The following is a 24,550-nucleotide window of genomic DNA, read 5'->3' as shown; positions in this document are numbered from 1 at the left end:
GAGTTGAACGAACAACAGTCTTAATTGCTATTTCCGGGGTACCCCGGGCCCTACTGGAGAACTTATGAAATTGAAAAACCTTTTAGCTCCGATCCTGTTGATTGCCTCCCTTTTCCTGAGCTCCTGCGGCGGCAACGGTCTCAACGGCAGCCTGGCGCTGACTACCGAACTTCAGGGCTCGATGATCAACGCTACTGCGACCTATACCAACCCGAATACAACGAACCTCATCGGGGTGAACATCAGCTTCTCTGTGTTGGTCGGCAATACCTTATATGACCTCGGAGCCCACCCCACCAACAACAGCGGCCAGATCACGCTTGCCATCCCGCTGGCGGGCCTGGTTCTTAACGGCACTCAGAGCGTTACGGTTATGGTAAAAACCGGTGACCTCCAGAATTTCAGTTCGCTGGACGTGACCGGCAGGACGATTTCCCTTACGCCGCCCTCCGCGCCCAGCACTGCTCTGACGACTCTGGTTAACACCGCACTGACCGTGAATCTGCCGAGTGCGACTGCATTTGCGATCGTGAAAGATCCTATCGGCAACGATGTGAATGGTCATATCTTGACGATTACCGCACACTCCGACAACCCCCTTGATGCCGTAACCCTGAACGCCAACAGCACTGCTACCGATTCCGACGGTAAAGCTTCGTTCCCTGGGGCGACTATCGTTTTTGCGGCTCCTACCGTTGCCGGTAGCTACAACCGTGTCATCACCTGGACCGTGACCGACACCACGACCAATCTTTCCAAAACGGGTGTCACTGCCATCACCTTCACCGCCCTTTGATGCAGGCCCTATAGCTTGCTGTTAACGAAGCCTTACGCTCGACAAATGCCAGGTACCCCCTGGCATTTGTTTGGTTTAGACGCGAAAATCGTGTACTCTGTGACCTTCCCTTAAAACGGCACGCTTTAGACAAGGTAGGAACGACTATGTTGAGATATTTAACGGCCGGCGAGTCGCACGGGCCGCAGTTGACGGCCATCGTGGAAGGGCTTCCCGCGGGGCTTAAACTGAGCGAGAGCGAGATCAACCAGCACCTGGCGCGCAGGCAGGGGGGGTACGGCCGCGGCGGACGGATGCTGATCGAGACGGACAAGGCACGGCTTCTTTCCGGGGTACGCTGGGGGGAGACGCTCGGCTCGCCGGTCACGCTCGTGGTGGAAAACTCGGACTGGGTGAACTGGGAAAAACGGATGTCCCCCCTGGAGGAGCACCGCGACCCCAGTATCGCCGTGACCCGCGCCCGGCCGGGACACGCGGACCTGCCCGGTGCGCTCAAGTACCAGCACCACGACGTGCGCAACATCCTGGAGCGCTCCAGCGCCCGCGAGACCGCGGTCCGTGTGGCGGTCGGGGCGGTCGCCAAGAGCTACCTGAACCGCTTCGGCATCGCGGTCACCGGATGCGTCGTTGAACTCTGCGGCATCACCGCCACGCGTCCCGAGGTGAGTCTTAAGGAGCTGCAACACCTGATCGCCGTTTCGCCTTTGTACACCTACGACACCGAGGCCGAGACCCGCATGATCGAGTTGATCGATCAGGCCAAGGCCAAGGGGGACAGCCTGGGCGGCGTCGTGGAGGTGCGGGTAACCGGGGCGCCGGTGGGCCTTGGGAGCCATGTGCAGTGGGACCGCCGGCTCGACGCCCGGCTTTCCGCTGCGCTGATGAGCATCCAGGCCTTCAAGGGGGTCGAGGTAGGGATCGGGTTCGAGGCGGCCCGGAAACCCGGCTCCCAGGTGCACGACGAGCTCTTCTTCGATCCGCAGCGGGTTTTGCGCGGCGAGCAGACCGGCTTCTACCGCACCACCAACAACGCCGGCGGCCTCGAAGGGGGCATCACCAACGGCGAGGAGATCGTGGTGCGCGGCGCCATGAAGCCGATCCCGACCCTGTACACCCCGCTGCAGTCGGTGGATATCGTTACCAAGGAGCCCTTCGAGGCCACCGTGGAGCGCTCCGACGTCTGCGCGGTGCCGGCTGCCTCGGTTGTCGCCGAGGCCGTGGTTGCCATCGAGGTGGCCAACGCCTTCATGGAAAAGTTCGGCGGCGACTCCATTGCCGAGACCGCCCGCAATTACGCGGGCTACATCGAGTACCTGCGCGAGTTTTAGCGCACCAGCGTCCTTTTCAGGTGATCGGTCTGAACCGGCCGATCGGCCTGATCGGACCAATCACGGGGAAACCAGGACCTTTGAAAAACATCTTCCTCACCGGCTTCATGGGTTGCGGCAAAACGAGCGTGGGGCGCGTGCTCGCCAAGCGCCTGGGCTTTCGCTATCTCGACCTCGACGAGGCTATTGTCAAGGAAGCGGGCGTCAGCATCAAGGAGATCTTCGCCAACCAGGGCGAACCTGCCTTCCGCGCGCTGGAGTCGCAGGTACTGGCCCGGGTCGCCGGCGGAGTGGGGCAGGTGGTTTCTACCGGCGGCGGTGCCGTCCTTGCGCCTGCCAACCGCGCCCTGATGCGCACCGTCGGCACCATCGTGAACCTGACGGCCTCGGTCGAGACGATCGCCGCGCGCGTTTCAGGTGACAGCGAGCGGCCGCTTCTGCAAGACGACCCTTCCCTGGACCGGATCCGCACCATGCTGGAGAACAGGGAAGCCTGCTACGCCGACGCCAACCTGCGCATCGAAACCGATGCGAAGAGCATCGACGCGGTAGCCGAGGAGATCATCCGCACTGTTGTAGGGGGTGAAGTGAACGTGGATACCGTAAGGGTCGCCCTGGGCGAGCGCAGTTACGACATCACGCTGGGCGCCGGAAACCTGGATACGCTGGGCCGGATCTGCCGCGACCTGGAACTCTCGGGTACCGCGGCCGTGGTAAGCAACACCACCGTGGCTCCCCTCTACTACGACCGGGTACGCCTCTCGCTGGAGGAGGCCGGCTACCGCACGGTGCTCGTCTCGCTTCCCGACGGGGAAAACTACAAGAACAGCACCACCTTGAACCTCATCTACGACGGCCTGGTCGACGCCGCCCTGGACCGCGGCTCCTTCATCGTCGCCCTGGGTGGCGGGGTGATCGGGGATATGGCCGGGTTCGCGGCGGCCAGCTACCTGCGCGGCATCCCGTTCGTCCAGGTGCCGACCACGCTCCTCTCCCAAGTCGACTCGAGCGTCGGCGGCAAGACCGGCATCAATCACCCCAAAGGAAAAAACCTGATCGGCGCCTTCTACCAGCCGCGCGCCGTGCTCATCGACGTCGCCACGCTGGACTCCCTGCCGCAGCGCGAGTTCCTCTGCGGGCTGGGCGAGATCGTCAAGTACGGAGCGGTGCTCGACCCCGACTTCTTCAGCTTCCTCGAGGAGAACGTCGAGCGGCTTTTGGCCCGCGACAAGGAGGCCCTGATCCACGCGGTCGGCCGCTCCTGCGCCATCAAGGCCCGGGTCGTGGAGTCCGACGAGAGGGAAGGGGGGGTGCGCGCGGTGCTCAACTACGGGCATACCCTGGGGCACGCCGTCGAAACTCTCACCGGCTATGCGAGCTACCTGCACGGCGAGGCGGTCGCCATCGGCATGGTCCAGGCCGCCAAGATCTCCCAATCGCTCGGCACCTGCACCCAGGAGGACTGCGACCGCATCGACGCGCTCCTGGCCCGCTTCGGGCTCCCCCGGGAACTCCCGAAGTTTCCGGCCGCCGCCTATGCCGAGGCCCTCTCCCACGATAAGAAGGTCCGCGACAAGGGACTGCTTTTCATCTGCAACCAGGGGATCGGTGCCTACCATATGGAGAGAGTGAAAGACCTGAACGCGCTTCTCAAGATCTGTGGCATAGGAGAGTGACATGGTAGAAGAGGCAATTTCTTTTTGGAGCGAGATCCAGCGTTTCGAGAACATGCTGGAGGCTGACCCGCGCTCGCTCAGCTTTGCGCCGCTCTCCGAGCTCTACCGCAAGCTGGGCCTGCTTGACGACGCTATCCTGGTTGCCAGAAAAGGTTGCAACCTTCACCCCGATTACCCCGGCGGTTTCTTCGCCCTGGGCGCCGCATTTTTCGACAAGGGGATCAAGGACGAGGCGCGCGCCGCTCTGGAGCGGGTCGCGGAGCTCAACCCCGAGCACGTCCGGGCCCTGAAACTCCTGGGGCAGATCTACGCTGAGAACGGCGAACTGGTCCTCGCCCAAAAGGTCCTGAACCAGGTCCTGGCCCAACATCCGGAAGATTCGGAGAGTGCGCTCCTCCTGCAGTCCTTCGAGAGCATGCCGGAGCTCGTCCATCCCGCTGCGGCCGTCCGCCTTGAGGAGCCGGAGGAGGAGATTCTGGAGGATGTGGAGATCCTCGAGGACCTCGAACTGCTGGAAGATGAACCGGAGGAGCTGCAACCCGTTGAAGCGGCGCTGCGCGACCCGCTCACCACGCCGACCCTCGCCGAGCTCTACGTCTCGCAGGGCTTTCTGGACAAGGCGATCGCCATCTACCAGGAACTCTCCGCCGCCGCGCCCGGCAACCAGGGGTACCGGCTGCGCTGGGCCGAGCTTAAGACTGCCTGGGAGAACCAGCTGGCCGGCAGCGCAAGCGGTGCCGACGTCCCGCTTGCCTTCCCTGCCTTGGACGACGAGCTGGAACTGGACGAGGATGCGCCGGCCTGGGAACCGGTCGCCGCTTCCAAGCCCGGCCTCGACGCCCTCTTTGCCGCGGCGCAACCGGCCGTTCAACCGGCGGGACCCGCTGCCGCGGCACCCTTTGAGGCCCCGGCCTCCCCGGCGGCAACTTCGGCGTCTCTCTTCGAAAGCGCCGCGCTCGAAGTCGAACCCGCGCCTCCCCAGGCTGCGTTCCCGGACGAGGGCGAAGCTGCCGAAACAGCGGAGCCCGGCGATTTCAGTGCACACGACGCCTTTCCCGCCTTTGACGATCTCGGCTTCTCCGAGCCGCCGGCTCCCCTTAGCGCGCCCACCGCGCCGGCCGCTTTTCCGCCCGAGGCCGCGGCTCCGCAGGCTGCCGGCGCACCGGTTGCGGCAACGGGGGGAGGGGAGGCAACTGACCTGGTGAGCGAACTTTCCCTCTGGCTGGACAACATAAGGAGAAGAAAAGATGGGGTTTAAAAAGATCCTGCAGGCGCTGGTCGAGGATAACATCGGCGCTATGGGCGGAGTCATCATGGGCTACGACGGCATCGCCATCGAGGAGCTCAGCGCCGCAAGCACCGAGCTTGACGTACCGACCATGGCCGTGGAATACGCCTCGGTGCTCAAGGAGATCAAGCGGACTGTGGGGGTCTTGAAGACCGGCGAGCTGCAGGAGGTCTCCATCATAGCCGACAACTGCATCGTCCTGGTGCGCGGAGTGAGCGACGAGTTCTTCATCGCCTTGGTGCTCGCCGCGGACGGCAACTTCGGCAAGGCCCGCTACCTCCTCAAGCGCGAGGCGCCCGGGCTCAGGGAGTCTCTGCAATGAGCGCCCAAAGTGCCGCGAATAGACGCATCCTGGTCCTGCACGGCCCCAACCTGAACCTCCTCGGTATCCGGGAGCCCGGCGTGTACGGCAGCACCACCCTGGACGGCATCAACACCGCCCTGGCGGCCCTGGCCCGCGAGCTCGGGGTCGAGCTCAAGACCGTGCAGTCCAACTCGGAAGGGGCCCTGGTGGACGCCATCCAGCAGGCGCTGGGGGAGTGTCAGGGGATCCTGATCAACCCGGCGGCCTACACGCACACCAGCGTCGCCATAAGGGACGCCGTGGCTGCCACAGCGCTCCCCACCGTCGAAGTGCACCTCTCCAACATCCATGCCCGCGAGGCGTTTCGCGCCCACAGTTACCTGGCACCCGTTGCGGTCGGCCAGATCTGCGGATTCGGCCCGGAAAGCTACTTTTTGGGGCTCCGCGCGCTGGTAAGTGTGCTGGAGAAATAGATTGTCATCGAGGCGGCTTTTATGCTAAACAACAGAGTCTTGAAGGCCCGGGGGGCCTTGCAGCGGGTCGGCGCGGACCTTTTGCTGATCACCAACCTCAGCAATATCAGGTACCTCTCCGGCTTTACCGGAAGCGAAGGGACGCTCGTTCTGTCGCCGACTGCCGGGTGGTTCCTCACCGACTCGCGCTACACCTCCCAGGCCGGCGCCCAGGTGCAGGGTGCCCGGGTCATCGAGTTCGCCAACCGGCTCGATTCGCTGGTCGCGGTCGTGAAGGAGTCCGGTGCCGCCAGCATCGCCTTCGAGTCCGGCCACATGAGCGTGCAGGCCTTCCGCGACCTGGAAGCACGCCTCCCCGGCCTGCGCTTCGTGCCGGCGGACAGCGAGCTTGCGCTTTTGCGTGCCGTCAAGGACGCCGAGGAGCTTAAAACCCTGGAGCGCGTGGCGGAGATCGCCTCCCAGTCGCTTTTGCAGATCCTCCCCCTGGTCAAACCCGGGGCGGTGGAGAGCGAACTCGCCTGGGCCCTCGAGGTCGCCATGCGCGAGCGGGGCGCCGAGGGGAAATCCTTCGACTTCATCGTCGCCTCCGGCGAGCGCGGGGCGCTCCCTCACGGCCGGGCCTCCGAGAAGCGGCTGGCCGCCGGGGAGTTGGTGACCTTCGACTACGGCGCGCTCTTCGAGGGGTACTGCTCGGACGAAACCGTGACGGTGAGCCTGGGGGAGCCCGACAGCCGCCAGCGCGAGGTGTACGAGACGGTGCGGGTCGCGCAGCAGCTGGCCATCGAGGCGGTGCGCCCCGGGGTGATCTTCAGGGAGGTGGACGCCAAGGCGCGCGACTACATCGCCTCCAAGGGGTTCGGCCAGTACTTCGGCCACGGCCTGGGGCACGGGATCGGTATCGACATCCACGAGCCCCCCACCGCGTCGCCGCGCAGCACCCAGGTCATCGAAGAAGGGATGGTATTCACCGTGGAGCCCGGGATCTACATCCCCGGATTCGGCGGGGTGAGGATTGAGGACAGCGTGGTCGTCGAGTCTGACGGCTGCCGCAGGATTACGCAGGTACCCAAGCAGTTGACGGTTGTTTAACACTGGAATGAAAAGGAGAGCAACGTGGATATAAAAGACCTGAAGACCCTGATCAAGATGGTAACCGAAACCGACATCACCGAGTTCGAACTGGAAAACGCCGAGGACAAGATCGTCATCAAGCGTGGCTGCCAGGTTGCAGCTCCCCAGTTCCAGATGCCGCAGGCGGTTCCCTTCGCGTATGCTCCCCAGGCTGCCGCTCCGGCCGCCGCAGCCCCCGCAGCAGCTGCCGCACCCGCCGCTGCCGCAGAGGAAGGCGACGCGATAACCTCCCCGATCGTGGGTACCTTCTACCGCGCGCCGTCTCCGGAAGCCGCTCCCTACGTCGAAGTAGGCCAGGTCGTCGAGAAGGGGCAGATCCTCTGCATCGTCGAGGCCATGAAGCTCATGAACGAGATCGAAGCCGAGTACCGCTGCAAGATCGTGCGCATCTGCAAGGAGAATGCACAGCCGGTCGAGTACGGCGACCAGCTCTTCATCGTGGAAAAACTCTAGTCGGTTCGGGAGGGGAGCGGACACGGGTCCATCCCCTCCTGCTGCACCTGGCCCTTGACGGCAGCCCGCCTGGCGCGTGTGCCAAAATGGGGAGGGCGAGGAGCACCTCGCCGCTACCACAAGGAACAGGGAGACGATTAAGCCGGCAGCCGCGCCTGGAGGATCTCCGATTCCCGCGCCTGCGGTTTCCCCGTCGCCTCCCCGGGAGATCACTACATGTTTCATAAAGTACTTATCGCCAACCGTGGCGAGATTGCCCTGAGGATCATCAGGACCTGCAAGGAGATGGGGATCAAGACCGTCGCCGTCTACTCCTCCGCCGACAAGGATTCGCTGCACGTGAAGCTTGCCGACGAGAGCGTCTGCATCGGGCCGGCCCCCAGCCTCTCCAGCTACCTCAACATCAACGCCATCATCTCCGCCGCCGAGCTGACCGACGCCGAGGCGATCCACCCAGGCTACGGCTTCCTCTCGGAGAACCCGGTCTTCGCCGACGTCTGCGAGAAGTGCGGCATCACCTTCATCGGACCTTCCGCCGAGAGCATGCGCATCATGGGCGACAAGATCACGGCTCGCCAGGCGGTGATCAAGGTCGGCGTGCCCATCCTCCCCGGTACCAAGGAAGGGGTGCACGACGTGAACGAGGCGATCCGCGTCGCCAAGGAGATCGGCTTCCCGGTCATCATCAAGGCAACCGCAGGCGGCGGCGGGCGCGGCATGAAGATCGTGCACTCGCCGGCAGCGCTCCCCAACGCCTTTGCCACCGCGCGCGCCGAGGCACAGAGCGGCTTCGGCAACCCCGAGGTCTACATCGAGCGCTACTGCGAGAACCCGCGCCACGTCGAGATCCAGATCCTGGCCGACAAGCACGGCAACGTGGTGCACCTGGGCGAGCGCGACTGCTCCATCCAGCGCCGCCACCAGAAGGTGATCGAGGAGGCTCCCTCCACGGTGACCACCCCCGAGCTGCGCGAGAAGATGGGGGCCGCTGCGGTTGCCGCAGCCAAGGCCGTCGACTACAACTCGGTCGGCACCATGGAGTTCCTGGTCGACAAGAACAACAACTTCTACTTCATGGAGATGAACACCCGCGTCCAGGTCGAGCACCCGGTCACCGAGATGGTCACCGGCGTCGACGTGGTGAAGGAGCAGATCCGCTCGGCTTTCGGGCTGAAGCTGCGCTACACCCAGGACGACATCAAGATCAAGGGGCACTCCATCGAGTGCCGCATCAACGCCGAAGACTCGGTGAAGTTCACCCCGTCCCCGGGGAAGATCACCGACCACCACACCCCGGGCGGCCTCGGCGTGCGCGTCGACTCCTTCGTCTACACGAACTACACCGTGGTGCCGCACTACGACTCCCTGATCGCGAAGCTCATCGTGCACGCCGATACCAGGGAGGAGGCGATCAAGCGGATGGCACGCGCGCTCGACGAGTACATCGTCGACGGCATCAAGACCACCATCCCGTTCCACAAACGCATCATGGCCAACAAGGATTTCATAGAAGGCAACATCGACACCGGCTTTATCGAGAGACTGGTATTGGAGTAAGGTATGGACTTTCCCGAGGAACTGAAGTACAGCAAGGAACACATGTGGGTCAGGCTGGAGGGTGACCGGGCCGTCATCGGCATCACCGATTACGCGCAGGCGGAACTGGGCAACGTAAGCTCCGTGGAGCTCCCCGAGCCGGGCGACGAGTTGGAGCAGGACGATTCCTTCGGCTCGATAGAGGCGCGCAAGACGGTCGCCGAGCTGTACGCCCCGCTCTCCGGCACCGTGCTCGAGGTGAACTCCGAACTGGGCAACGCCCCCGAGTTCATCAACGACGACCCCTACGACGCCGGCTGGCTGGTCGTCCTCGAGGTTCCGGACCCCGAGGAGATGAACCTGCTCATGGCCGCGGACGTCTACGAGGACTACGTGACAAACGGCGAGTAAATCGGGAAAATCCAATGCAGTGCTGAAAAAGACGGGAGACCACCTCCCGTCTTTTTCTTTTTGCCGCCTCTCCCGGCCCTGCAGGGCTGCCAGTATCGTCTGGATGAGCCTGGGAGTTCTTACAGCGTGGGCGGTCGGCTGTGCCAATGCGGCCAGTTTCATCTTGATATTGGCTTTCCCTTGGTATAGTCTGGCCCTCGCCTTCTCCTAACGTTTTCTATTGGATGTACAACATGACACTCAACATCGGGCACATCCGTTACGCCAACTGCACCCCCATTTTCACCGCACTCGCCGCCCATTTCGACTGTTCCGGCTACCGGTTCGTCCCCGGGGTTCCCGCGCACCTGAACGCACTCCTAAGGTCCGGGGGGATCGACCTGAGCCCTTCCTCCTCCATCGAATACGCCTCCGCCCACGAGCAGTACTGCCTTTTTCCCGAGCTCTCCATAAGCGCCATCGGCCCGGTGAAGAGCGTGCTGCTCTTTTCCCGCGTCCCCATCGAGCGGCTGGACGGGGCCACGGTGGGGCTCAGTGCCGAGTCCGATACCTCGGTCAACCTCCTGAAGGTGCTCCTGGCCCGCAAGTACGGCCTTACCACCAGCTACGAGCGCACCCAGTCGCCGCTCACCATGGCGTTGCAGCAGTACCCGGCCGTGCTTTTGATCGGCGACGCCGCCCTGAAAGGGGCCCAGCTGGTCGGGGACTGGCGGGTTTACGACCTGGGAGAGCTCTGGCACGAATTCACCGGCCTCCCCTTCGTCTTTGCCCTCTGGATCGTCCGCCGCGACACCGTGCGGGAGAAGCGGGCCGAGCTGGTCGCCTTGGGGCGGGACCTGGTGGCGGCGAAGAAGCTCGCCTACGCCTCCTATGCCGAGATCGCCGCCGGGTGCTCCGAGAACGCCTGGCTGAGCGCTGCGGAGCTGGTCGATTACTGGCAGACCATCTCCTACGAACTGACGCCGGCCCACCTGGAAGGGGCGCGCAGCTTCTTCCGTCATGCCTTCGAACTGGGATTGATCCCCTCGCAGCCCGAGCTGGTTTTCCTCGAGGAACTGGCCGGCTGACCCACGGGTAGCACTATGCCGAGCAAGGACCCGCAGCGCTCCGCCAGTACCGACGGCTTCTCGCGACGCTTCCAGGCGCCCGGGGGCGACCGGGTCGCGCTCGCGCTGGCGGCGCCGGTCGCGCTCTTGGTCCGGGCCCGCTGGGTGATCCTCCTTTTGCTCGGCGTCTACGCCCTCTACGCCGGCACCTTCTACTCCTTCGGCCGTTTCGGCTTCTATCTGACCCTCAACCAGGGTGCCTTCCTGCTCCTGAGCCTCGGTTTTGTCGCCCTCTACAACCTCTCCTACCAGGACCCCTCCCGTCCGCTCTCCCGCTACCGCTACGCGAACCATCTCCAGGTGCTGCTCGACACCTGGCTGGTTACCGTCCTCATCCACTTCAGCGGCGGCGTCGCAAGCCTCGTCTGGCCGCTCTACCTCTTCGTCGCCATCGAGGCGGTCTACCTGCTCAAGACGCGCCGCGAGGTCTGGGTCGCCTGGTGCGGGAGCGCGCTCCTCTACGGCGGACTGCTGGTATGCGAGCACGCCGGGGTGATCCGCAGCATCCGGATGCCCTTCGTCGACCCGCGGGTGACCGACGACGTCATTTACCTGGTGCTGAGCTGGTGCTGGGTGGCGCTTTTGAATGCCGCGGTCTCCGCTATCGGCTTCCACCTGATGGCGGTCTCCCGCGGCGAGACCCACCAGCTGAAGGAGAGCGAGGAGCGGCTCTTCGCCTTTTTGGAGCACGCCGAGGACCTGATCCAGATGAGCGCACCGGACGGACGGCTCATCTACGCGAACCAGGCCTGGCTGCGGCTCTTCGGTTACCAGAGAGGGGATCTCGCCGGTCTCGACGGCGTCGACCTGGTGGATTCCGAGCACCTGCCGCACTACCGGGGGCAATTCAGGCGGGTCCTGGAGAGCGGAGAGGGGAGCTCGCTCGAGACGGTCTACCGCTCGCGTGAGGGGGGCTCGATCAACCTCGAGGGGTACCTAAGCTGCAGCTTCCGCTCCGGCGAACCCGCCGCGGTCTGGGCCGTCTACCGCGACGTGACCCAGCGCAAGCTCGCCGACCAGCAGCTCTACCGGATGGCGCACTACGACGTCCTGACCCAGCTCCCCAACCGGCTCTTGTTCATGGACCGGCTGCAGCAGATGCGGGCCATGTCGATCAGGATGGAGCAGCGCATGGCGGTACTCTACCTGGATCTCGACCGTTTCAAGCCGATCAACGACACCCTGGGGCATGGGGTGGGGGACAAGCTCTTGCAGGAAGTCGGGCAGCGCCTGGCGCGCAGCGTGCGCGGCATGGACACCGTGGCGCGCCTTGGGGGGGATGAGTTCGTGATCGCGCTGGGGAACCTGCGCCAGATCGCCGGTGCCGAGATCGTGGCCGGCAAGGTTTTAAAGGCGCTCACCGAGCCCTACCTCATCGAGGGGCATGAACTGCGGGTGGGGACCAGCATCGGGATCAGCATCTACCCCGACGACGGGAGCGAATTGGAGGACCTGATCAAGAAGGCGGACCTGGCGCTCTATGCCGCCAAGGAGCAGGGGAGAGGGTGCTACCGAAGGTACGCGGACCCGGGGAGTTCCGGGAGCTAGTGTGGCGGGGCGGGAAGCGGGATGCTTCCGCCCCGCAGCCGCTAGATGGTGCCGGCAGCTTTGCGGGCGCGGTAATCGGCGAGGATCTGGGCGTGGTCGAAGCAGAGCGGCTCGGGGAGCGCTTCCGGGGGGAAGACCCCGAGACCGGCGGCGTCGTCCCCGGCCTGCGGTGTCCCCTGAGCCCTGGCGACGTAGACGGTGGAGATGTTGTGTCCCCGGGTGTCGCGCTTGGGGTCCGAGTAGCACCCCAAAAGCCTCAGGTCGCTGATGTCCAGGGCGGTCTCTTCCTTGGCCTCCCGGGTGGCCGCGGCCTCGAGCATTTCGCCGTAGTCGACGTAGCCGCCGGGGATCGCCCAGCCGTAGGGCTCGTTGCGGCGTTCGATGAGCACGATACCCTCGGGGAGTTCCATGATGATGTCGACGGTGGGGTGCGGGTTGCGGTACTCCTTGACGCGAGCGCCACAGGCGGGGCAGGTAAGGTGGTCATGGGCCATAGCTTCTTCCTCCGGGACCTATTGTAACAGGGATTCACGTGGAGCAAACCTGAACCGAACAGGGATGAATGGGAAAAACAGGATAGACCTTAAAATAACAGGGATAAAGGGGATAAAGGGGATAACTTCTAAACCGTAAAAGCCTTAGAACCTTAAGGTCTTAAGTCTTAAGGATCTATCCCCGTTTATCCTATTTATCCCTGTTGGTTAGAGGTTTTAAACCTTATCCGGTTTATCCCGTTCATCCCTGTTTGGGCACAAAAAAGGGAGGACGTTGTGTCCTCCCTTCGAGAGCGTAGCCGGTTGAAGATTACTTCTTCTTCTTGGCACCAGCCGCTTTCTTGGATGCCTTGAGCGGGTTGATCTTGGCATCGTCGGTCTTGATCTCGACCTTGACGTGGGTTGCGAAGTTGCAGATCCCGTTGGCCCACTTCTTCTCCGGGGCCGGGTAGGCGCTGCACACCTGACCGATGCTGCCGGTCACGACGCGGTCACACCCTTCGCAATTCTCGACGATGGTCTGGCAAGAGCCTTCGGTAAAGACGCAACCCTGTTTGCCCCAGAACGTGCACTCGGCACCAGGAATAACTGTTTGACACTGCATGGGAAAACCTCCTGAATTACTTTGAAATCGTTGACGAAAGTTACTCTACCAATTTCGAAAGAAAAATGTCAACCCAAAATGTTTCTACTTTTTTTGCAGTTACTTGACTCTCCAAAGGCGATGCAGTAACCTTTATCAATTCTCATTTTAGGGCCGATTTCGTAGGGTCTGAATCACACTCGGTTTCACCCCTGCGAGCCGTTTCCAAAAAGGGCCATTCATTAGATCAGGAGGGTTTTTATGCAGCGCATCACCTTTGGCACTTCGGGCTGGCGCGGTATTTTGTGCGAGGATTTTATCTTTGAAAACGTGAAAGTCGTGACCCAGGCCATCGCCGACAACGTCAAGGCGTCGGGGGAAGCCGGCAAGGGGATCATCGTCGGCTATGACTCCCGTTTCATGGGTGAGGGCTTCGCCCGTGAGGCTGCCCGCGTCTTGGCCGGTGCCGGCATCAAGGTGTTCCTCTGCACGCGCGACACGCCGACGCCGGTCATCGCCTTCGAGATCCTGCGCCGCAAGACCGCAGGAGCTATCAACTTCACCGCCAGCCACAACCCTCCCGAGTACAACGGCATCAAGTTTTCTCCCTCCTCGGGAGGACCCGCACTCCCCGAGACCACCAAGGACATCGAGCGGCGCGCCAACGAGATGATGGGCGAGATCTGCTACAAGGAGTGCAGCCTCGAGAAGGCCGCAGCGGACGGGCTCCTCGAAGAGATCGACCCGATGCACCCCTACCTCGAGGACTTGGCGAAAAAGGTAGATTTCCGCACCATCGCGAAGCTTGGGACCCTCGCCGTCAACCCCCTCTACGGCACCGGCCGCGGCTACCTGGCCGAGCCGCTCCAGGCGCACGGCGTCAAGGTGGTCCAGATCAACGCCCACCGCGATCCCTACTTCGGCGGCTTTCCCCCCGAGCCCTCCGAGAAGTACATCCAGGACTTCATCTCCCTGGTGAAAAACGATCCCGCCATCCCCTTGGGGATCTCGACCGACGGCGATGCGGACCGTTTCGGCGTGGTGGACGGCGACGGGAGCTTCATCGAGCCGAACTATATCATTGCGCTGCTCCTCGACTACCTGATCCGGGTCAAGAAGCTCACCGGCGGGGTGGGGCGCAGTGTCGCCACCTCGCACCTGGTCGACGCCGTCGCCAAGCTGCACGGGGTTCCGGTCTACGAGACGCCGGTCGGCTTTAAATATATAGGCGAGCTGATCACCCAGGACAAGATCATCATCGGCGGCGAGGAGAGCGCCGGCCTCACCATCAAGGGGCACGTCCCCGAGAAAGACGGCATCCTGGCCTGCCTGCTGGCGGCCGAGATGGTGGCCCACGAAGGAAAGCCGGTGAAGGTTCTCCTCGAGGAGCTCTACCGGAAGGTCGGCCGCTATCTTACCAAAAGGGTCAACATCACGCTCTCCCCCGAGCTCGAGGACGCCTTCCCGGAGCGGATCAAGGCGACCCCCACGAGTTTTGCCGGTGTGCCGGTGAAGGAGCTCATTACGGTGGACGGCAACAAGTTCCTCCTCGAGGACGGCAGCTGGCTTCTGTTCCGCAAGTCCGGCACCGAGCCGGTGGTGCGGCTTTACTGCGAGGCCGCCAGCGAGGAGCGCCTGCAGGCGCTGGCCGAGGCAGGGAAGGCATTCATCGTCGGCTAGGGATAGCGCTCAACCTGACGGAAAACCTGGAGCGGCTTCGAACCGGATGCGGTCGAAGCCGCTCTTTCCTTTTCCCCGACCGCCCGCCGCGCTGGCTCTCCGGGCCCCTTCCCGCGACTATCTTTTAATTCGGTCCTTTTTTGTCTTGTTGAAGGGCCGGCATGCGGGTATACTGAAACCCGCATTTTCCGCGGAAGGGGAAGTGCCTGGTTTCATACCAAGGATCGGTCAAGATACCCCAGTGATTCGCTGGAGTTCAGGGCGCGTTTAGGGGTTCTCTTTATTTGATCTTTACGCTATGATTACCGGAACAAATTAGAGGAGGGTCTATGTGGGACTATACTGATAAGGTTAAAGAACATTTCCTCAACCCGAGGAATGTGGGCGAAATAGTGGATGCTGACGCGGTCGGCGAGGTAGGGAGCCTGGCCTGCGGCGACGCTCTGAAGCTCTTTTTGAAGCTGGACGAGAACAAGGAGCGCATCGTCGACGCCAAGTTCCAGACCTTCGGGTGCGGCAGCGCCATCGCCTCTTCTTCGGCCCTCACCGAAATGGTGAAAGGCAAGACCCTCGACGAGGCACTGGAGGTCACCAACCAGCAGATCGCCGATTTCCTCGGAGGACTCCCCGAAGAGAAGATGCACTGCTCGGTGATGGGGCAGGAGGCGCTCGAACTCGCCATCGCCAAGTACCGCGGCGTCGAGGCCCCGGTGCACGGCCACGACCATGACCACGAGCACGTCGAAGGCGGCGGCCAGCTGGTCTGCAAGTGCTTCGGCCTCACCGACGTATTCCTGAAGAAGGTGATCCAGTCCAACAAGCTGACCACCGCAGAGCAGGTGACCCACTTCACCAAGGCCGGCGGCGCCTGCGGCGGTTGCATCCCGAAGATCAAGGAACTCATCGCCGAGGTGCTGGGTGAGGAGAAGAAGGTGGCCCAGGAAAAACCGGCCAAGCTCACCAACCTCAGGAAGATGCAGCTCATCCAGGAAGTCCTGGAGAACGAGGTGCGCCCCCAGCTGTGGGCCGACGGCGGCGATCTCGAACTGATCGACATTGACGGCGCCACCGTGCAGGTCGCCTTCCGCAAGGCCTGCGCCGGCTGCGCCTCTTCCGGCTACACCGCGAAGTTCGTCGAGCAGAAACTGCGCGAGCTGGTTTCCAATGATATCGTGGTCCAGGAGGTTCAGGGATGAAGGAGATCTATCTCGATAACAACGCCACCACCAAGGTGGACGAGCGGGTCTTCGAGGAGATGCGCCCGTATTTCTGCGAGCTGTACGGCAACCCGAGCTCCATGCACTTCTTCGGCGGCCAGGTGCAGAAGAAGGTCGACGAGGCACGCAGCCGGGTGGCGGCACTTTTGGGAGCCCTCCCCGACGAGATCGTCTTCACCGCCTGCGGCACCGAGAGCGACAACGCCGCGATCCGCTCCGCGCTCGAGGTGTTCCCCGAGAAGCGCCACATCATCACCAGCCGCGTCGAGCATCCGGCGGTCCTGACCCAGTGCCGCAACCTCTCCAAGCGCGGCTACCGGATCACCGAGTTGAACGTGGACAGCGAGGGGCGCCTCGATCTCGAGGAGCTTAAGGCCGCCATCGACAACGACACCGCGCTGGTCACCCTCATGTACGCCAACAACGAGACCGGTGTCATCTTCCCGATCGAGGAAGCTGCCAAGATCGCCAAGGAGAAGGGTGCGCTCTTCCACACCGACGCCGTGCAGGCGGTGGGGAAGATCCCGCTCAACATGGCGGAATCGGCCATCGACATGCTCTCCCTCTCCGGGCACAAGCTGCACGCCCCGAAGGGGATCGGCGTCCTCTACGTGCGCCGCGGTACCCCGTTCAGGCCGTTTTTGGTAGGCGGTCACCAGGAGCGCGGCCGCCGCGCCGGCACAGAGAACACCGCCTCCCTCATCGCATTGGGAAAAGCCTGCGAGCTTGCCCACGTGCACATGGAAGAGGAACGCGTCCGGGTGCGTGAGATGCGTGACCGCCTGGAGCGCGAGCTGACCGCCCTCATCCCCAACACGAGGATCAACGGCGGCGGCGCCGACCGTCTCCCCAACACCCTCTCCATCGCCATGGAGTTCGTCGAGGGCGAAGGGATCCTTTTGCTCCTTTCCGAGAAGGGAATCTGCGCCTCCTCCGGCAGCGCCTGCACCTCCGGCTCGCTGGAACCGTCCCACGTGCTGCGCGCCATGGGCGTCCCCTTCACCTGCGCCCACGGCTCGATCCGGTTCTCGCTCTCCCGGTTCACCACCGACGCGGAGATCGACACCGTGATCCGCGAACTGCCGCCCATCATCAAGCGGCTGCGCGACATGTCTCCCTTCGGACGGGAGTTCCTGGGCAAGCAGTAACCTGGCGACAACCAAGCAGAACGCGAGGGGTGGGCTCTAAAGGCTCACCCCTTTTTGCGTTCTGGTCTCCTGGAAGGCCCGGGCCGTCATTCTCAGTGGGCGCTTGTTGCTACTCCCCCTTTGTTTGTTCCTCTCTTTAATTTCCCAGAATACTGTCTCAGGCCGACCGTTGGCTGCATTGACTTGCATCCTGTGGTATAACTTCACAGTCATTGCTTGTTGCGGCTTACGCACAAGCTGACAGATTCTTAAAGAGGCTGGCTCAGATGTCGATAACTACTTTCTGCACTACGGATCTCACTGTAAAAAGACTGGAAGGTACTGTTATCTGCGAGGACGTTCTCCAGGAACTCGGACTTTTCTACCAGGGTGTTCCAACTAAAGACGTGATATGGATCGTACCGCAAGGCGCTCTCTTGCAGCTAAACGGTGGCGACCTCAGGCGTATTGCGGACTTCGTGAAGGGCATCGTTCAAGGGCGCGAAGAAGGGAAAACCGCGATTGTCGCCGAGTCCACCCTGGAATTCGGCTTCGGCAGGATTTTGAACAATCTCGGCGAAGCGAAGGGAATTCCGGTCAGCACCAAGACCTTTCGGAGCATTCCGGAGGCGCTTGAGTGGCTGGGGCGCGCTGCGTTGCCGGTGGAGCTGAATAATGAGCAGGGGACGCTTGCTGGCGAGGTCGGCGCAAGCCCGATCTCTGCGGCGCGATAAGGAGAGAATGATGCCCGTCGTGTTGAGGACGGAGAGGCTGACCCGCCTGATCGGCGAGCGCAAGCTGGTCGACGAGGTGAGCGTCGAGGTGCGCGCCGGCGAGGTGCTGGCGGTGGTGGGCCCGAGCGGCTCGGGGAAGAGCTCGTTTCTGCGCCTCTTGAACCGCCTGGACGAGCCGAGCTCGGGCACCGTATTCCTGCAGGGGACCGATTACCGCCAGATCCCCCCCAGCGAGCTGCGCCGCCGGGTGGGTATGGTCACCCAGCGCGCCGTCCTCTTTCCGGGGAGCGTCTACGAGAACCTCGGTTTCGGGCCAAGACAGCGCGGCGAGCAACTCGCTCCGGAGGTTGCCCGGAAACTCCTGGATCGGGTAGGCCTTCCCGGCTACCTGGAGCACGACGTGGCGCATCTCTCGGGCGGCGAGGCGCAGCGGGTCTCGATAGCCCGGGCGCTGGCCAATGAGCCGACGGTGCTGTTGCTGGACGAGCCGACCTCGGCTCTCGACGAGGCGAGCAAGTCCGGTGTCGAGAGCCTGCTCAAGGATATCATCGCCGAGCGCGAGCTTACCTGCGTCATGGTCACCCACGACGTGGCGCAGGCGGAGCGGATGGCGAGCTCGGTGCTGGTCCTGGAGCAGGGACGGGTGCAGCGCAACGGGACGGTCCAGGAGGTGCTCCATGCTTAATCGCTTCTTCACCGATCAGCTCTACCTGGGACTCGCCCAGTCGGCCGCAGCCGGGCTGGTCGCCTTCGCGGTGGTGCTTTTGGCGCGCTCGCGCAAGGTGCACCTGGAGAGCGAGGCGGCCGTGGCCCTGGTGCGCGGGCTGGTGCAGATCGTCGCGGTCGGTTCCGTGCTGGTCGCGCTCTTGCGCGGGCCCCAGTGGACCAGCGTCTTCCTTTTGATGGCCATGGTGCTCGCCGCCGCGGCCATCTCCGCCAAGCGCGCCAAGGGGATCCCCGGGAGCTACCGGATCGCCGCTTGGTCCATCAGCTGCGGCGCAGGCTCCGTCATCGCCGTGATGACCTGCCTGGGTGTCATCGACACCGCCATCACCGCCCTGATCCCGGTCGGGAGCATGCTGATCGCCAACGCCATGAACACCACCGGGCTTGCCTTGAACCGGTTCCGCTCGGATGTGTTGGCCCACGTGGGTGAGATCGAGACGGCGCTCGCCCTGGGGGCCAAGCCCAACGAGAGCATCGCACCCTACGTGCAGAGTTCTTTCGAGAGCAGCCTCATTCCGGCCATCGACTCGCTGCGCTCGCTGGGGATCGTCTGGATCCCCGGGATGATGGCGGGGATGCTGGTCTCCGGTTCCCGCCCGATCTACGCCGCGATCTACCAGTTCGTGGTGATGGCGATGATCTTTGCCTCCTCCGGTCTCACCTCGCTTTTGTGCACCATGTTGGTGCGCAGCCACGCCTTCACCGACGCAGAGCAGCTGCTGCTCAGGGGAGAGAGCCATTAACGAGTGAGCTGGGATTAAGTGCGGTGTTTCCAGTAGCCGGGACGCCGCTTCTGGTGAGCTACTGCAACGATAAGAACCGACTCCTGATTTAATGTGTAGATAATAGAGAAGGGAAAATTGTGCAGTGGGGTACTGCGCAGGTGCCGGCCGACTGCTCTGCCGGACAGTGGGTGGGACCTCGCGATTTCTACAGCTCGGTGGACCTCTGCTACAAAAACGAAACCGACCCCGGGCGCTTTCTGCTCGTAGTAGCTGGCTGCCTCACGAAATTCCTCGGCCGCCTCCGGCAGAAACTTTGCCCTCATTTTATCCCTTCGAGTACTCGGGCAAAGACCTCTTCAGCCGGGATCGCCTGAACGGCACCTTTCTGGTAAGCATCCAAGCGCCGTTCTGCTTCATCCAGCCACAGCTTCTCCGCATCTGATTCCGTCGACTCTTCCAGGCTAAGAAGAAGACGTGCCGCAAGCCTTGCCCGTTCTTCGCAACCCAAACCGAGAGCCTTTTCTTCAAGTTCTTTTACGGTCATCTCATTGCCTCCTGCATTGCCTCCTGGCTAACCTGACTGTACACCGAAACGCCCTCTATTCCTAGTACTGCCTCCATAACTCAAGCCCCTGGTAGGCGGCCTGAAAGCCGAAGGCCTTGAGGACGCCGGCGTAGGGTGAGGTGGCGGCCGGCACGCCGTTCACCGTATCGACCACGACGCGCTTCACCGGGTTGAACTCGCGCGTCAAGAGCGCCCGGAACAGCACCAGGTACTCGGCGAGGCGCGGATGATCCGGTCCCACCAGGAACTCGAGCTCCTTGCCGTAGCGCCGCGACACCAGCACGAGCTGGGTCCCCTGGTAGACCAGGTGCGTGGAAGGAAGCCGGGAGGGCAGCCGGTCCGGGAGGGCCTCGAGGCCGCTGCCGCAAAGCGAGGCGGGGTCGGCGGCATTGAACCAGTACACGGCGTCCTGCGCCAGCCCCTCGTTCAGCATCCTAAAGGCGTCGTGCGAGATGAACTGGAGCCCCGGAATCCCTTCGAAGAAGTGTCCCGCGAGCACCTCCCCCGAAAGCTCCATGATGCGCAGCGTCCTGAACAGGGCGCGCCACTGCAGGGGGGCCGACTCGCGCTGCAAGAGCTCCTTGAAGAGGAGGCCGTAGCGGTTCAAAAGCACCCGGACCCGCTCCTTGTTCAACTCCTCCCGCTCCAGCGGATCGAGGGGCGGTTTCTCCTGAGGCACCAGGAACCAGTTCCCGGTCCCCTCCTGCTCCTTGTGCCAGCGCCGGGCGAGGGTGGGGCGCAAGCCGCTGCGCTCCCGGGAGGGGGGCGCGCTGAACTTGGTCAGGATCCCCTTGCGCACGCTAGCAAAACCGTCGTTGGTCACCTCTCCCTGCCAGGCACTCTTCCAGAGCTCGGCCGTCGCCTGCGCCGAGGAGATCCCACTTGCCAGGCAGATGGAGCTGAGACTGTAGCGGCCGTTGGGGTCCGGGAACAGGCGCTGCAGGGTCTCCCGGTCCTCCATATTCCCGTCCGGTTCCTGGCGGTAGAGGACGAGCTCCTCGGGGAATACGAAGGAGAGCCGCTGCTCCCCGCACCCAAGCCACATCAGGTCGCTGTTCTGCATCAGGCTGTCCAGCCAGGAGCCGAAATAGGGCTCCAGGCGCGCCGGCAGCACCTCCTGCTCCCACAGGCTCGCCGCAAGCGGCAGTCCGAGCAACTGGTCGAGCCGCTCTCGCAATTCCTCGAGACTTTTGCCGGGTCGCGCCACTCCCTGGAACTGCGCCAGAAAGAGGGGGAGGGCGCCCGGCTCGAGTGCCTGGAAGGCGGGGCGGCGCGAGCGGCGCAACATGCGCAAAAGGGCCTCGAGGTTCGCCACGTCGCAGACCTCGAGCGCACTCGACTCCTCGCCGAACCGGTCCACCAGGACCAGCCCGCTCTCTTCCAGCTCGTGCAGCGCCTGGGAAAGTTCGAGCTCCGGCAGCGCCAGCGTCTCTTCCAGCCAACCGACCGGTACCGGTCCGTAGTAGCTCAGAAATGCCGCCACGAGCCGGGTCGCTGCCAGCTCCTCCCTCTCCTGGGCACGCTCCCCCCTGTGCTCGTCCGGCCAGCCGCCAAGCTTCGCCAGGGAGCGCTCCAGGGCGTTGCGCGCTGCAGGCCCCTCCGCCAGGGGGAGGAGTTCCAGTTGGTCCCGGTGCCGTCTCAGGCTGCGAGCCAGTTCCGGGAGCCGTTCCACCGGGGCGATCAGCGGCAACGCCGCTTTGTGGAGTACCAGGCGCACCAGACGGCCGGCGAGTTCCGCCTGCAGGGAAGCCTCCTCAAGCCCGTGCTCCCGCTGAAGCGCCTCGAGGAGCTCCCGCCACTCCGGCTCGGGGATGAGCTGACGCTCCTTCACCCAGTCCACCAGCTCCTGGGAGGTCTCCGGGGTGTACCCCGGCGCGGTGCGCTGCTGCTTGGTCAGGAACTCGCGGATAAGTGGCGCGGAGAGGCGCGGGCGCAGCTGCGCCTGGCCGGCGAGCTCCTTGAAGAGGTCGCCCCCCAGGCCGGAATCCCTGGGGGGCGTGCTGTCGTCCTGGTAGACGTAGCTGTTGATCTGGTTCCAGACGAGGCCGCGGGCCAGCGGGGAAGGGGCGTTGGTGGCGCAACGGGTGATGCGGATCTCGCCGTCTTTAAGCTCCCGCAAAAGCTGCTTCAGGTGCTCCAGGTCGAAGTCGTCCTGAAGGGCCGAGCGCCAGGTCTCCAGGATGACCGGGAAGTCGCCGTAGCGCTGCACCGCCGCCAAAAGCTTTTTGGAGCGCTGCCGAGTGAGCCACAGCGGCATGCGGCGCTTGACGTTGGCCTTGGGGAGCAACAAGGCCCGCCCGGCGTTCTCGCGGAAGCGGGCACCGAAGTAGTTGCTCCCCTCCAGCGAGGCGCGCAGGAGCGTCTCCAACTGATCGGGGGCCACAAGGTCCAGAAGGAGGCGCGGGTCGGTCTCCGCCGGCACCAGCAGCGCGATGCTGTCGTTCGAGTAGAAGGCCTGCAGGGGGTGGGAAAAGCTCTTCTCCCAGGCCGCCTGCAGCGCCAGGGTGAAGGGGCGGTTCAGCGCGTTGCCCCAGAGGGTATGCAGGATGACCTGGCGCTCGCCGGCGTGGGTATTCGGATCGTGGTACTCCTCCACCAGCAGGTGGTGCCGGTGCGGCAGCTCGGCCCGGGTCGCCTCGCGCTGGCGCAGCAGGAACTCGACCAGGGCATGCGCCGCTTCGGGCTCCATGAAGTAGCTCCCGGAGAGTTCGCGCTCCAGCTCCTCGGGCGCCAGGCTCGCGCAGTGTTCCAGGAAGAGGGCGAGCTTCTCCGAGTAGTAGAAGTCACGGTCCAGCTCCTCCGCGCGCCAGAACGGGATGATCTGGTGGCTCCTCGCTGCCGGGACCACCTGCACCGCGGAGTGGCCGATCTCAGTGATCTGCCAGACCTGGGCACCCAGGGCGAAGCTCTCCCCGAGGCGGCGCTCCCAGACGAACTCCTCGTCGAGCTCGCCTATCTTCGCGCCGCTCTCTTTCAGGCGCAAGTCGAAGTAGCCGCGCTCCGGGATGGTTCCCCCCTGCAGGAAGATGAGCAGCGACAGGGAAGCCCGGGTGGCGATGGTGTTGTCCAGGCGGTCTACGCTCGCGCGCGGGCGCAGCTCCGGGATGTGCGAGTCGGCGTAGCGCCCCTCCAGCATGCCGATCACCAGGTCGAACTGCGACCGGGAAAGGTTGCGGTACGGGTAGCTCGTTTTAAGGAATGCATAGAGCTCGTCCAGGTCCCAGGGCTCGGTGAGCGCCATGGAGAGGACTATTTGCGCCAGGAGGTCGAGCGGCGCCTCAACGGGGTGCAGTTCCTCGATCTCACCGTCGGCGATGGCGCGGGCCATCACGGCGGCCGAGACGAAATCGAGGCCGACGGTGGGGAACAGGAGGCCGCGGCTCACCTCGCCGACCCCGTGCCCGGACCGGCCGATGCGCTGGATGGCGGAGGATATCGAGCGCGGAGTCTGGATCAGCACCACGGTGTCGAGCTCCCCGATGTCGATCCCCAGTTCCAGCGAGTTGGTCGCCACGATCGCCTTAAGCTCGCCGCGCTTCAGGCGCTCCTCCACGGCAAGGCGAATCTCGCGGGAGAGCGAGCCGTGGTGGGCGTAGGCGAGCTCGGCCCCGGCATTCTCGTTGATGAGCCGGGTGACCCGCTCGGTGGTGCGCCGGCTGTTGGCGAAGAGCAGGGTGGAGCGCTGCCCGGCGATGATCTCGGCGAAGCGTGCGGCGAGGCGGGGCCAGAGCTCGCGGTCCCCTTCGCTCGGCCCCTCCGGGGCGCTCACGGTGAGCTCGAAGCGCTTGGTCCGCTCGCCGCGCACCAACGCGACCGGCCGCCTGCGGTAGCTGCCGCCGCGCTCCTCGAATCCGCCCACGAACTCTGCCACCGTCTCCAGCGGACGCACCGTGGCCGACAGGGCGATGCGCTGGAACTCGCCGCTTAAAAGGGTGAGCCGCTCCACCGCGGTGATCAGGTGGGTGCCGCGCTTGGTGCCGGCTACCGCGTGAATCTCGTCCAGGATCACGGTCTCGACCCCGGTCAGCAGCTGGCGGCTGCCGCGCGAGGCGAGCATGATATTGAGGCTCTCGGGGGTGGTGATCAGGATCTCGGGGGGGGAGCGCAGCATGCGGCGCCGCTCGCCGGCGGGTGTGTCGCCGCTTCTGGTCACCACCTGGAGCGACGGGAAGGGGATTTCGTGGAGGGCGAAGCGTGCGCGCAACTCTTCCAGGGGCAACAGCAGGTTGCGCCTGACGTCGTTGTTGAGGGCCTTCAAAGGGGAGACGTAGATGACCCGGGTGGCCCCCCTGGGCCAGCTGCCGCTCACCAGCTGGTTGATGGACCACAAGAAGGCGGCGAGGGTCTTGCCGCTGCCGGTGGGGGCGGTGACCAGCACGTGCCGGCGCTGCACCACCTCGTGCCAGGTGCGCAGCTGCACCTCGGTCGGTTCACCCAGCGTTTCGGCGAACCACCCCCTGATAAGCGGATGGAAACTGTCCTGAATCCGTGACTCCATGAGAGGCCCCAGATGGCAGCGATTGAGGAGCGGGGGGCGATCGGTCGAGGCTGGAAGCGGCCCAGCCGGACCGCCCGTGGCGGCAGATCCAACTCACGGCAATCCTTGCCTTTTTCCGATGCATGTAAGAAGCCGCTTACGTGTAGCTAGG

Annotated in this window: 23 protein-coding genes and 1 pseudogene; 19 read left to right on the top strand and 5 right to left on the bottom strand. The window is 63.9% G+C overall.

The annotated features are described in order from the left end of the window. Positions 1–64 precede the first annotated feature (64 nt). The 13 genes and pseudogenes from GMST_RS01800 (at position 65) to GMST_RS01745 (ending at position 12,050) form a co-directional block, all read left to right on the top strand. Complete coding sequence (locus GMST_RS01800) at positions 65–796, top strand: hypothetical protein (RefSeq protein ID WP_183352887.1); 732 nt, start codon at positions 65–67, stop codon at positions 794–796. Positions 797–942: 146 nt separating this feature from the next. Beyond that, complete coding sequence (aroC, locus tag GMST_RS01795; protein WP_183352886.1) at positions 943–2,124, top strand: chorismate synthase; 1,182 nt, start codon at positions 943–945, stop codon at positions 2,122–2,124. Positions 2,125–2,231: 107 nt separating this feature from the next. Next, a pseudogene (locus GMST_RS22045) lies at positions 2,232–2,687 on the top strand (shikimate kinase); the annotation flags it as partial. 30 nt (positions 2,688–2,717) lie between these two features. Then, positions 2,718–3,800: a 3-dehydroquinate synthase gene (gene aroB, locus GMST_RS01790; RefSeq protein ID WP_371873099.1), complete on the top strand. Its 1,083-nt coding sequence runs from the start codon at positions 2,718–2,720 to the stop codon at positions 3,798–3,800. Between the two features lies 1 nt (position 3,801). Then, on the top strand, positions 3,802–5,058 hold the full coding sequence (locus tag GMST_RS01785) for a tetratricopeptide repeat protein (protein WP_183352884.1): 1,257 nt from the start codon (positions 3,802–3,804) through the stop codon (positions 5,056–5,058). Further along, positions 5,048–5,410 (top strand): roadblock/LC7 domain-containing protein, encoded by a 363-nt coding sequence (locus GMST_RS01780; protein ID WP_183352883.1) that lies wholly within the window; start codon positions 5,048–5,050, stop codon positions 5,408–5,410. Before GMST_RS01785 ends, GMST_RS01780 begins: the two co-directional genes overlap by 11 nt. Next, the gene (gene aroQ / locus GMST_RS01775; protein WP_183352882.1) at positions 5,407–5,865 is read left to right on the top strand and encodes a type II 3-dehydroquinate dehydratase; all 459 of its coding nucleotides are present in this window, start codon (positions 5,407–5,409) and stop codon (positions 5,863–5,865) included. Before GMST_RS01780 ends, aroQ begins: the two co-directional genes overlap by 4 nt. 21 nt (positions 5,866–5,886) lie before the next feature. Beyond that, positions 5,887–6,954 (top strand): aminopeptidase P family protein, encoded by a 1,068-nt coding sequence (locus tag GMST_RS01770; protein WP_183352881.1) that lies wholly within the window; start codon positions 5,887–5,889, stop codon positions 6,952–6,954. 24 nt (positions 6,955–6,978) lie between these two features. Beyond that, entirely contained in the window at positions 6,979–7,449 is a 471-nt protein-coding gene (gene accB, locus GMST_RS01765) for an acetyl-CoA carboxylase biotin carboxyl carrier protein (protein ID WP_183352880.1), read from the top strand. Positions 7,450–7,665: 216 nt separating this feature from the next. After that, entirely contained in the window at positions 7,666–9,006 is a 1,341-nt protein-coding gene (accC, locus tag GMST_RS01760) for an acetyl-CoA carboxylase biotin carboxylase subunit (protein ID WP_183352879.1), read from the top strand. Between the two features lie 3 nt (positions 9,007–9,009). Next, on the top strand, positions 9,010–9,396 hold the full coding sequence (gcvH, locus tag GMST_RS01755) for a glycine cleavage system protein GcvH (RefSeq protein ID WP_183352878.1): 387 nt from the start codon (positions 9,010–9,012) through the stop codon (positions 9,394–9,396). A 233-nt stretch (positions 9,397–9,629) separates the two neighbouring features. Beyond that, complete coding sequence (locus GMST_RS01750) at positions 9,630–10,463, top strand: menaquinone biosynthetic enzyme MqnA/MqnD family protein (RefSeq protein WP_183352877.1); 834 nt, start codon at positions 9,630–9,632, stop codon at positions 10,461–10,463. 15 nt (positions 10,464–10,478) lie between these two features. Then, a complete protein-coding gene (locus GMST_RS01745; protein ID WP_183352876.1) occupies positions 10,479–12,050 on the top strand; it encodes a sensor domain-containing diguanylate cyclase in 1,572 nt (523 codons plus the stop codon). A gap of 41 nt (positions 12,051–12,091) precedes the next feature. On the opposite strand, the gene GMST_RS01740 is transcribed toward GMST_RS01745, so the two are convergent. Next, positions 12,092–12,544, bottom strand: coding sequence for an NUDIX domain-containing protein (locus tag GMST_RS01740; protein ID WP_183352875.1), 453 nt, complete (start codon positions 12,542–12,544; stop codon positions 12,092–12,094). 310 nt (positions 12,545–12,854) lie between these two features. Beyond that, complete coding sequence (locus GMST_RS01735) at positions 12,855–13,148, bottom strand: PxxKW family cysteine-rich protein (RefSeq protein WP_183352874.1); 294 nt, start codon at positions 13,146–13,148, stop codon at positions 12,855–12,857. Positions 13,149–13,388: 240 nt separating this feature from the next. Between GMST_RS01735 and GMST_RS01730 the strand changes: the two genes are divergently transcribed. The 6 genes from GMST_RS01730 to GMST_RS01705 all read left to right on the top strand — a co-directional run bounded on the left by GMST_RS01730 (position 13,389) and on the right by GMST_RS01705 (position 19,354). After that, the gene (locus tag GMST_RS01730) at positions 13,389–14,807 is read left to right on the top strand and encodes a phosphoglucomutase/phosphomannomutase family protein (protein WP_183352873.1); all 1,419 of its coding nucleotides are present in this window, start codon (positions 13,389–13,391) and stop codon (positions 14,805–14,807) included. 329 nt (positions 14,808–15,136) lie between these two features. Further along, positions 15,137–16,003 (top strand): Fe-S cluster assembly protein NifU, encoded by an 867-nt coding sequence (nifU, locus tag GMST_RS01725; RefSeq protein WP_183352872.1) that lies wholly within the window; start codon positions 15,137–15,139, stop codon positions 16,001–16,003. Next, entirely contained in the window at positions 16,000–17,172 is a 1,173-nt protein-coding gene (gene nifS / locus GMST_RS01720; protein WP_183352871.1) for a cysteine desulfurase NifS, read from the top strand. Before nifU ends, nifS begins: the two co-directional genes overlap by 4 nt. A gap of 266 nt (positions 17,173–17,438) precedes the next feature. Next, positions 17,439–17,885: a hypothetical protein gene (locus tag GMST_RS01715; RefSeq protein ID WP_183352870.1), complete on the top strand. Its 447-nt coding sequence runs from the start codon at positions 17,439–17,441 to the stop codon at positions 17,883–17,885. A 10-nt stretch (positions 17,886–17,895) separates the two neighbouring features. Next, positions 17,896–18,570, top strand: a complete 675-nt coding sequence (locus GMST_RS01710; protein WP_183352869.1) for an ABC transporter ATP-binding protein — start codon at positions 17,896–17,898, stop codon at positions 18,568–18,570. After that, positions 18,563–19,354, top strand: coding sequence for an ABC transporter permease (locus GMST_RS01705; protein ID WP_183352868.1), 792 nt, complete (start codon positions 18,563–18,565; stop codon positions 19,352–19,354). The genes GMST_RS01710 and GMST_RS01705 overlap by 8 nt, the downstream gene beginning before the upstream one ends. Positions 19,355–19,368: 14 nt before the next feature. On the opposite strand, the gene GMST_RS22520 is transcribed toward GMST_RS01705, so the two are convergent. From GMST_RS22520 to GMST_RS01690, 3 genes are all read right to left on the bottom strand, one after another. Then, a complete protein-coding gene (locus GMST_RS22520; RefSeq protein ID WP_183352867.1) occupies positions 19,369–19,659 on the bottom strand; it encodes a type II toxin-antitoxin system RelE/ParE family toxin in 291 nt (96 codons plus the stop codon). Continuing rightward, positions 19,656–19,880 (bottom strand): addiction module protein, encoded by a 225-nt coding sequence (locus tag GMST_RS01695; RefSeq protein WP_183352866.1) that lies wholly within the window; start codon positions 19,878–19,880, stop codon positions 19,656–19,658. Before GMST_RS01695 ends, GMST_RS22520 begins: the two co-directional genes overlap by 4 nt. A 61-nt stretch (positions 19,881–19,941) precedes the next feature. After that, complete coding sequence (locus GMST_RS01690; RefSeq protein WP_183352865.1) at positions 19,942–24,399, bottom strand: DEAD/DEAH box helicase; 4,458 nt, start codon at positions 24,397–24,399, stop codon at positions 19,942–19,944. Between the last annotated feature and the right edge of the window lie 151 nt (positions 24,400–24,550).

The organism is Geomonas silvestris, assembly GCF_014193515.1.
Taxonomy (GTDB): Bacteria; Desulfobacterota; Desulfuromonadia; order Geobacterales; family Geobacteraceae; genus Geomonas; species Geomonas silvestris.
This window is presented reverse-complemented; position numbering and strand designations above follow the sequence as displayed.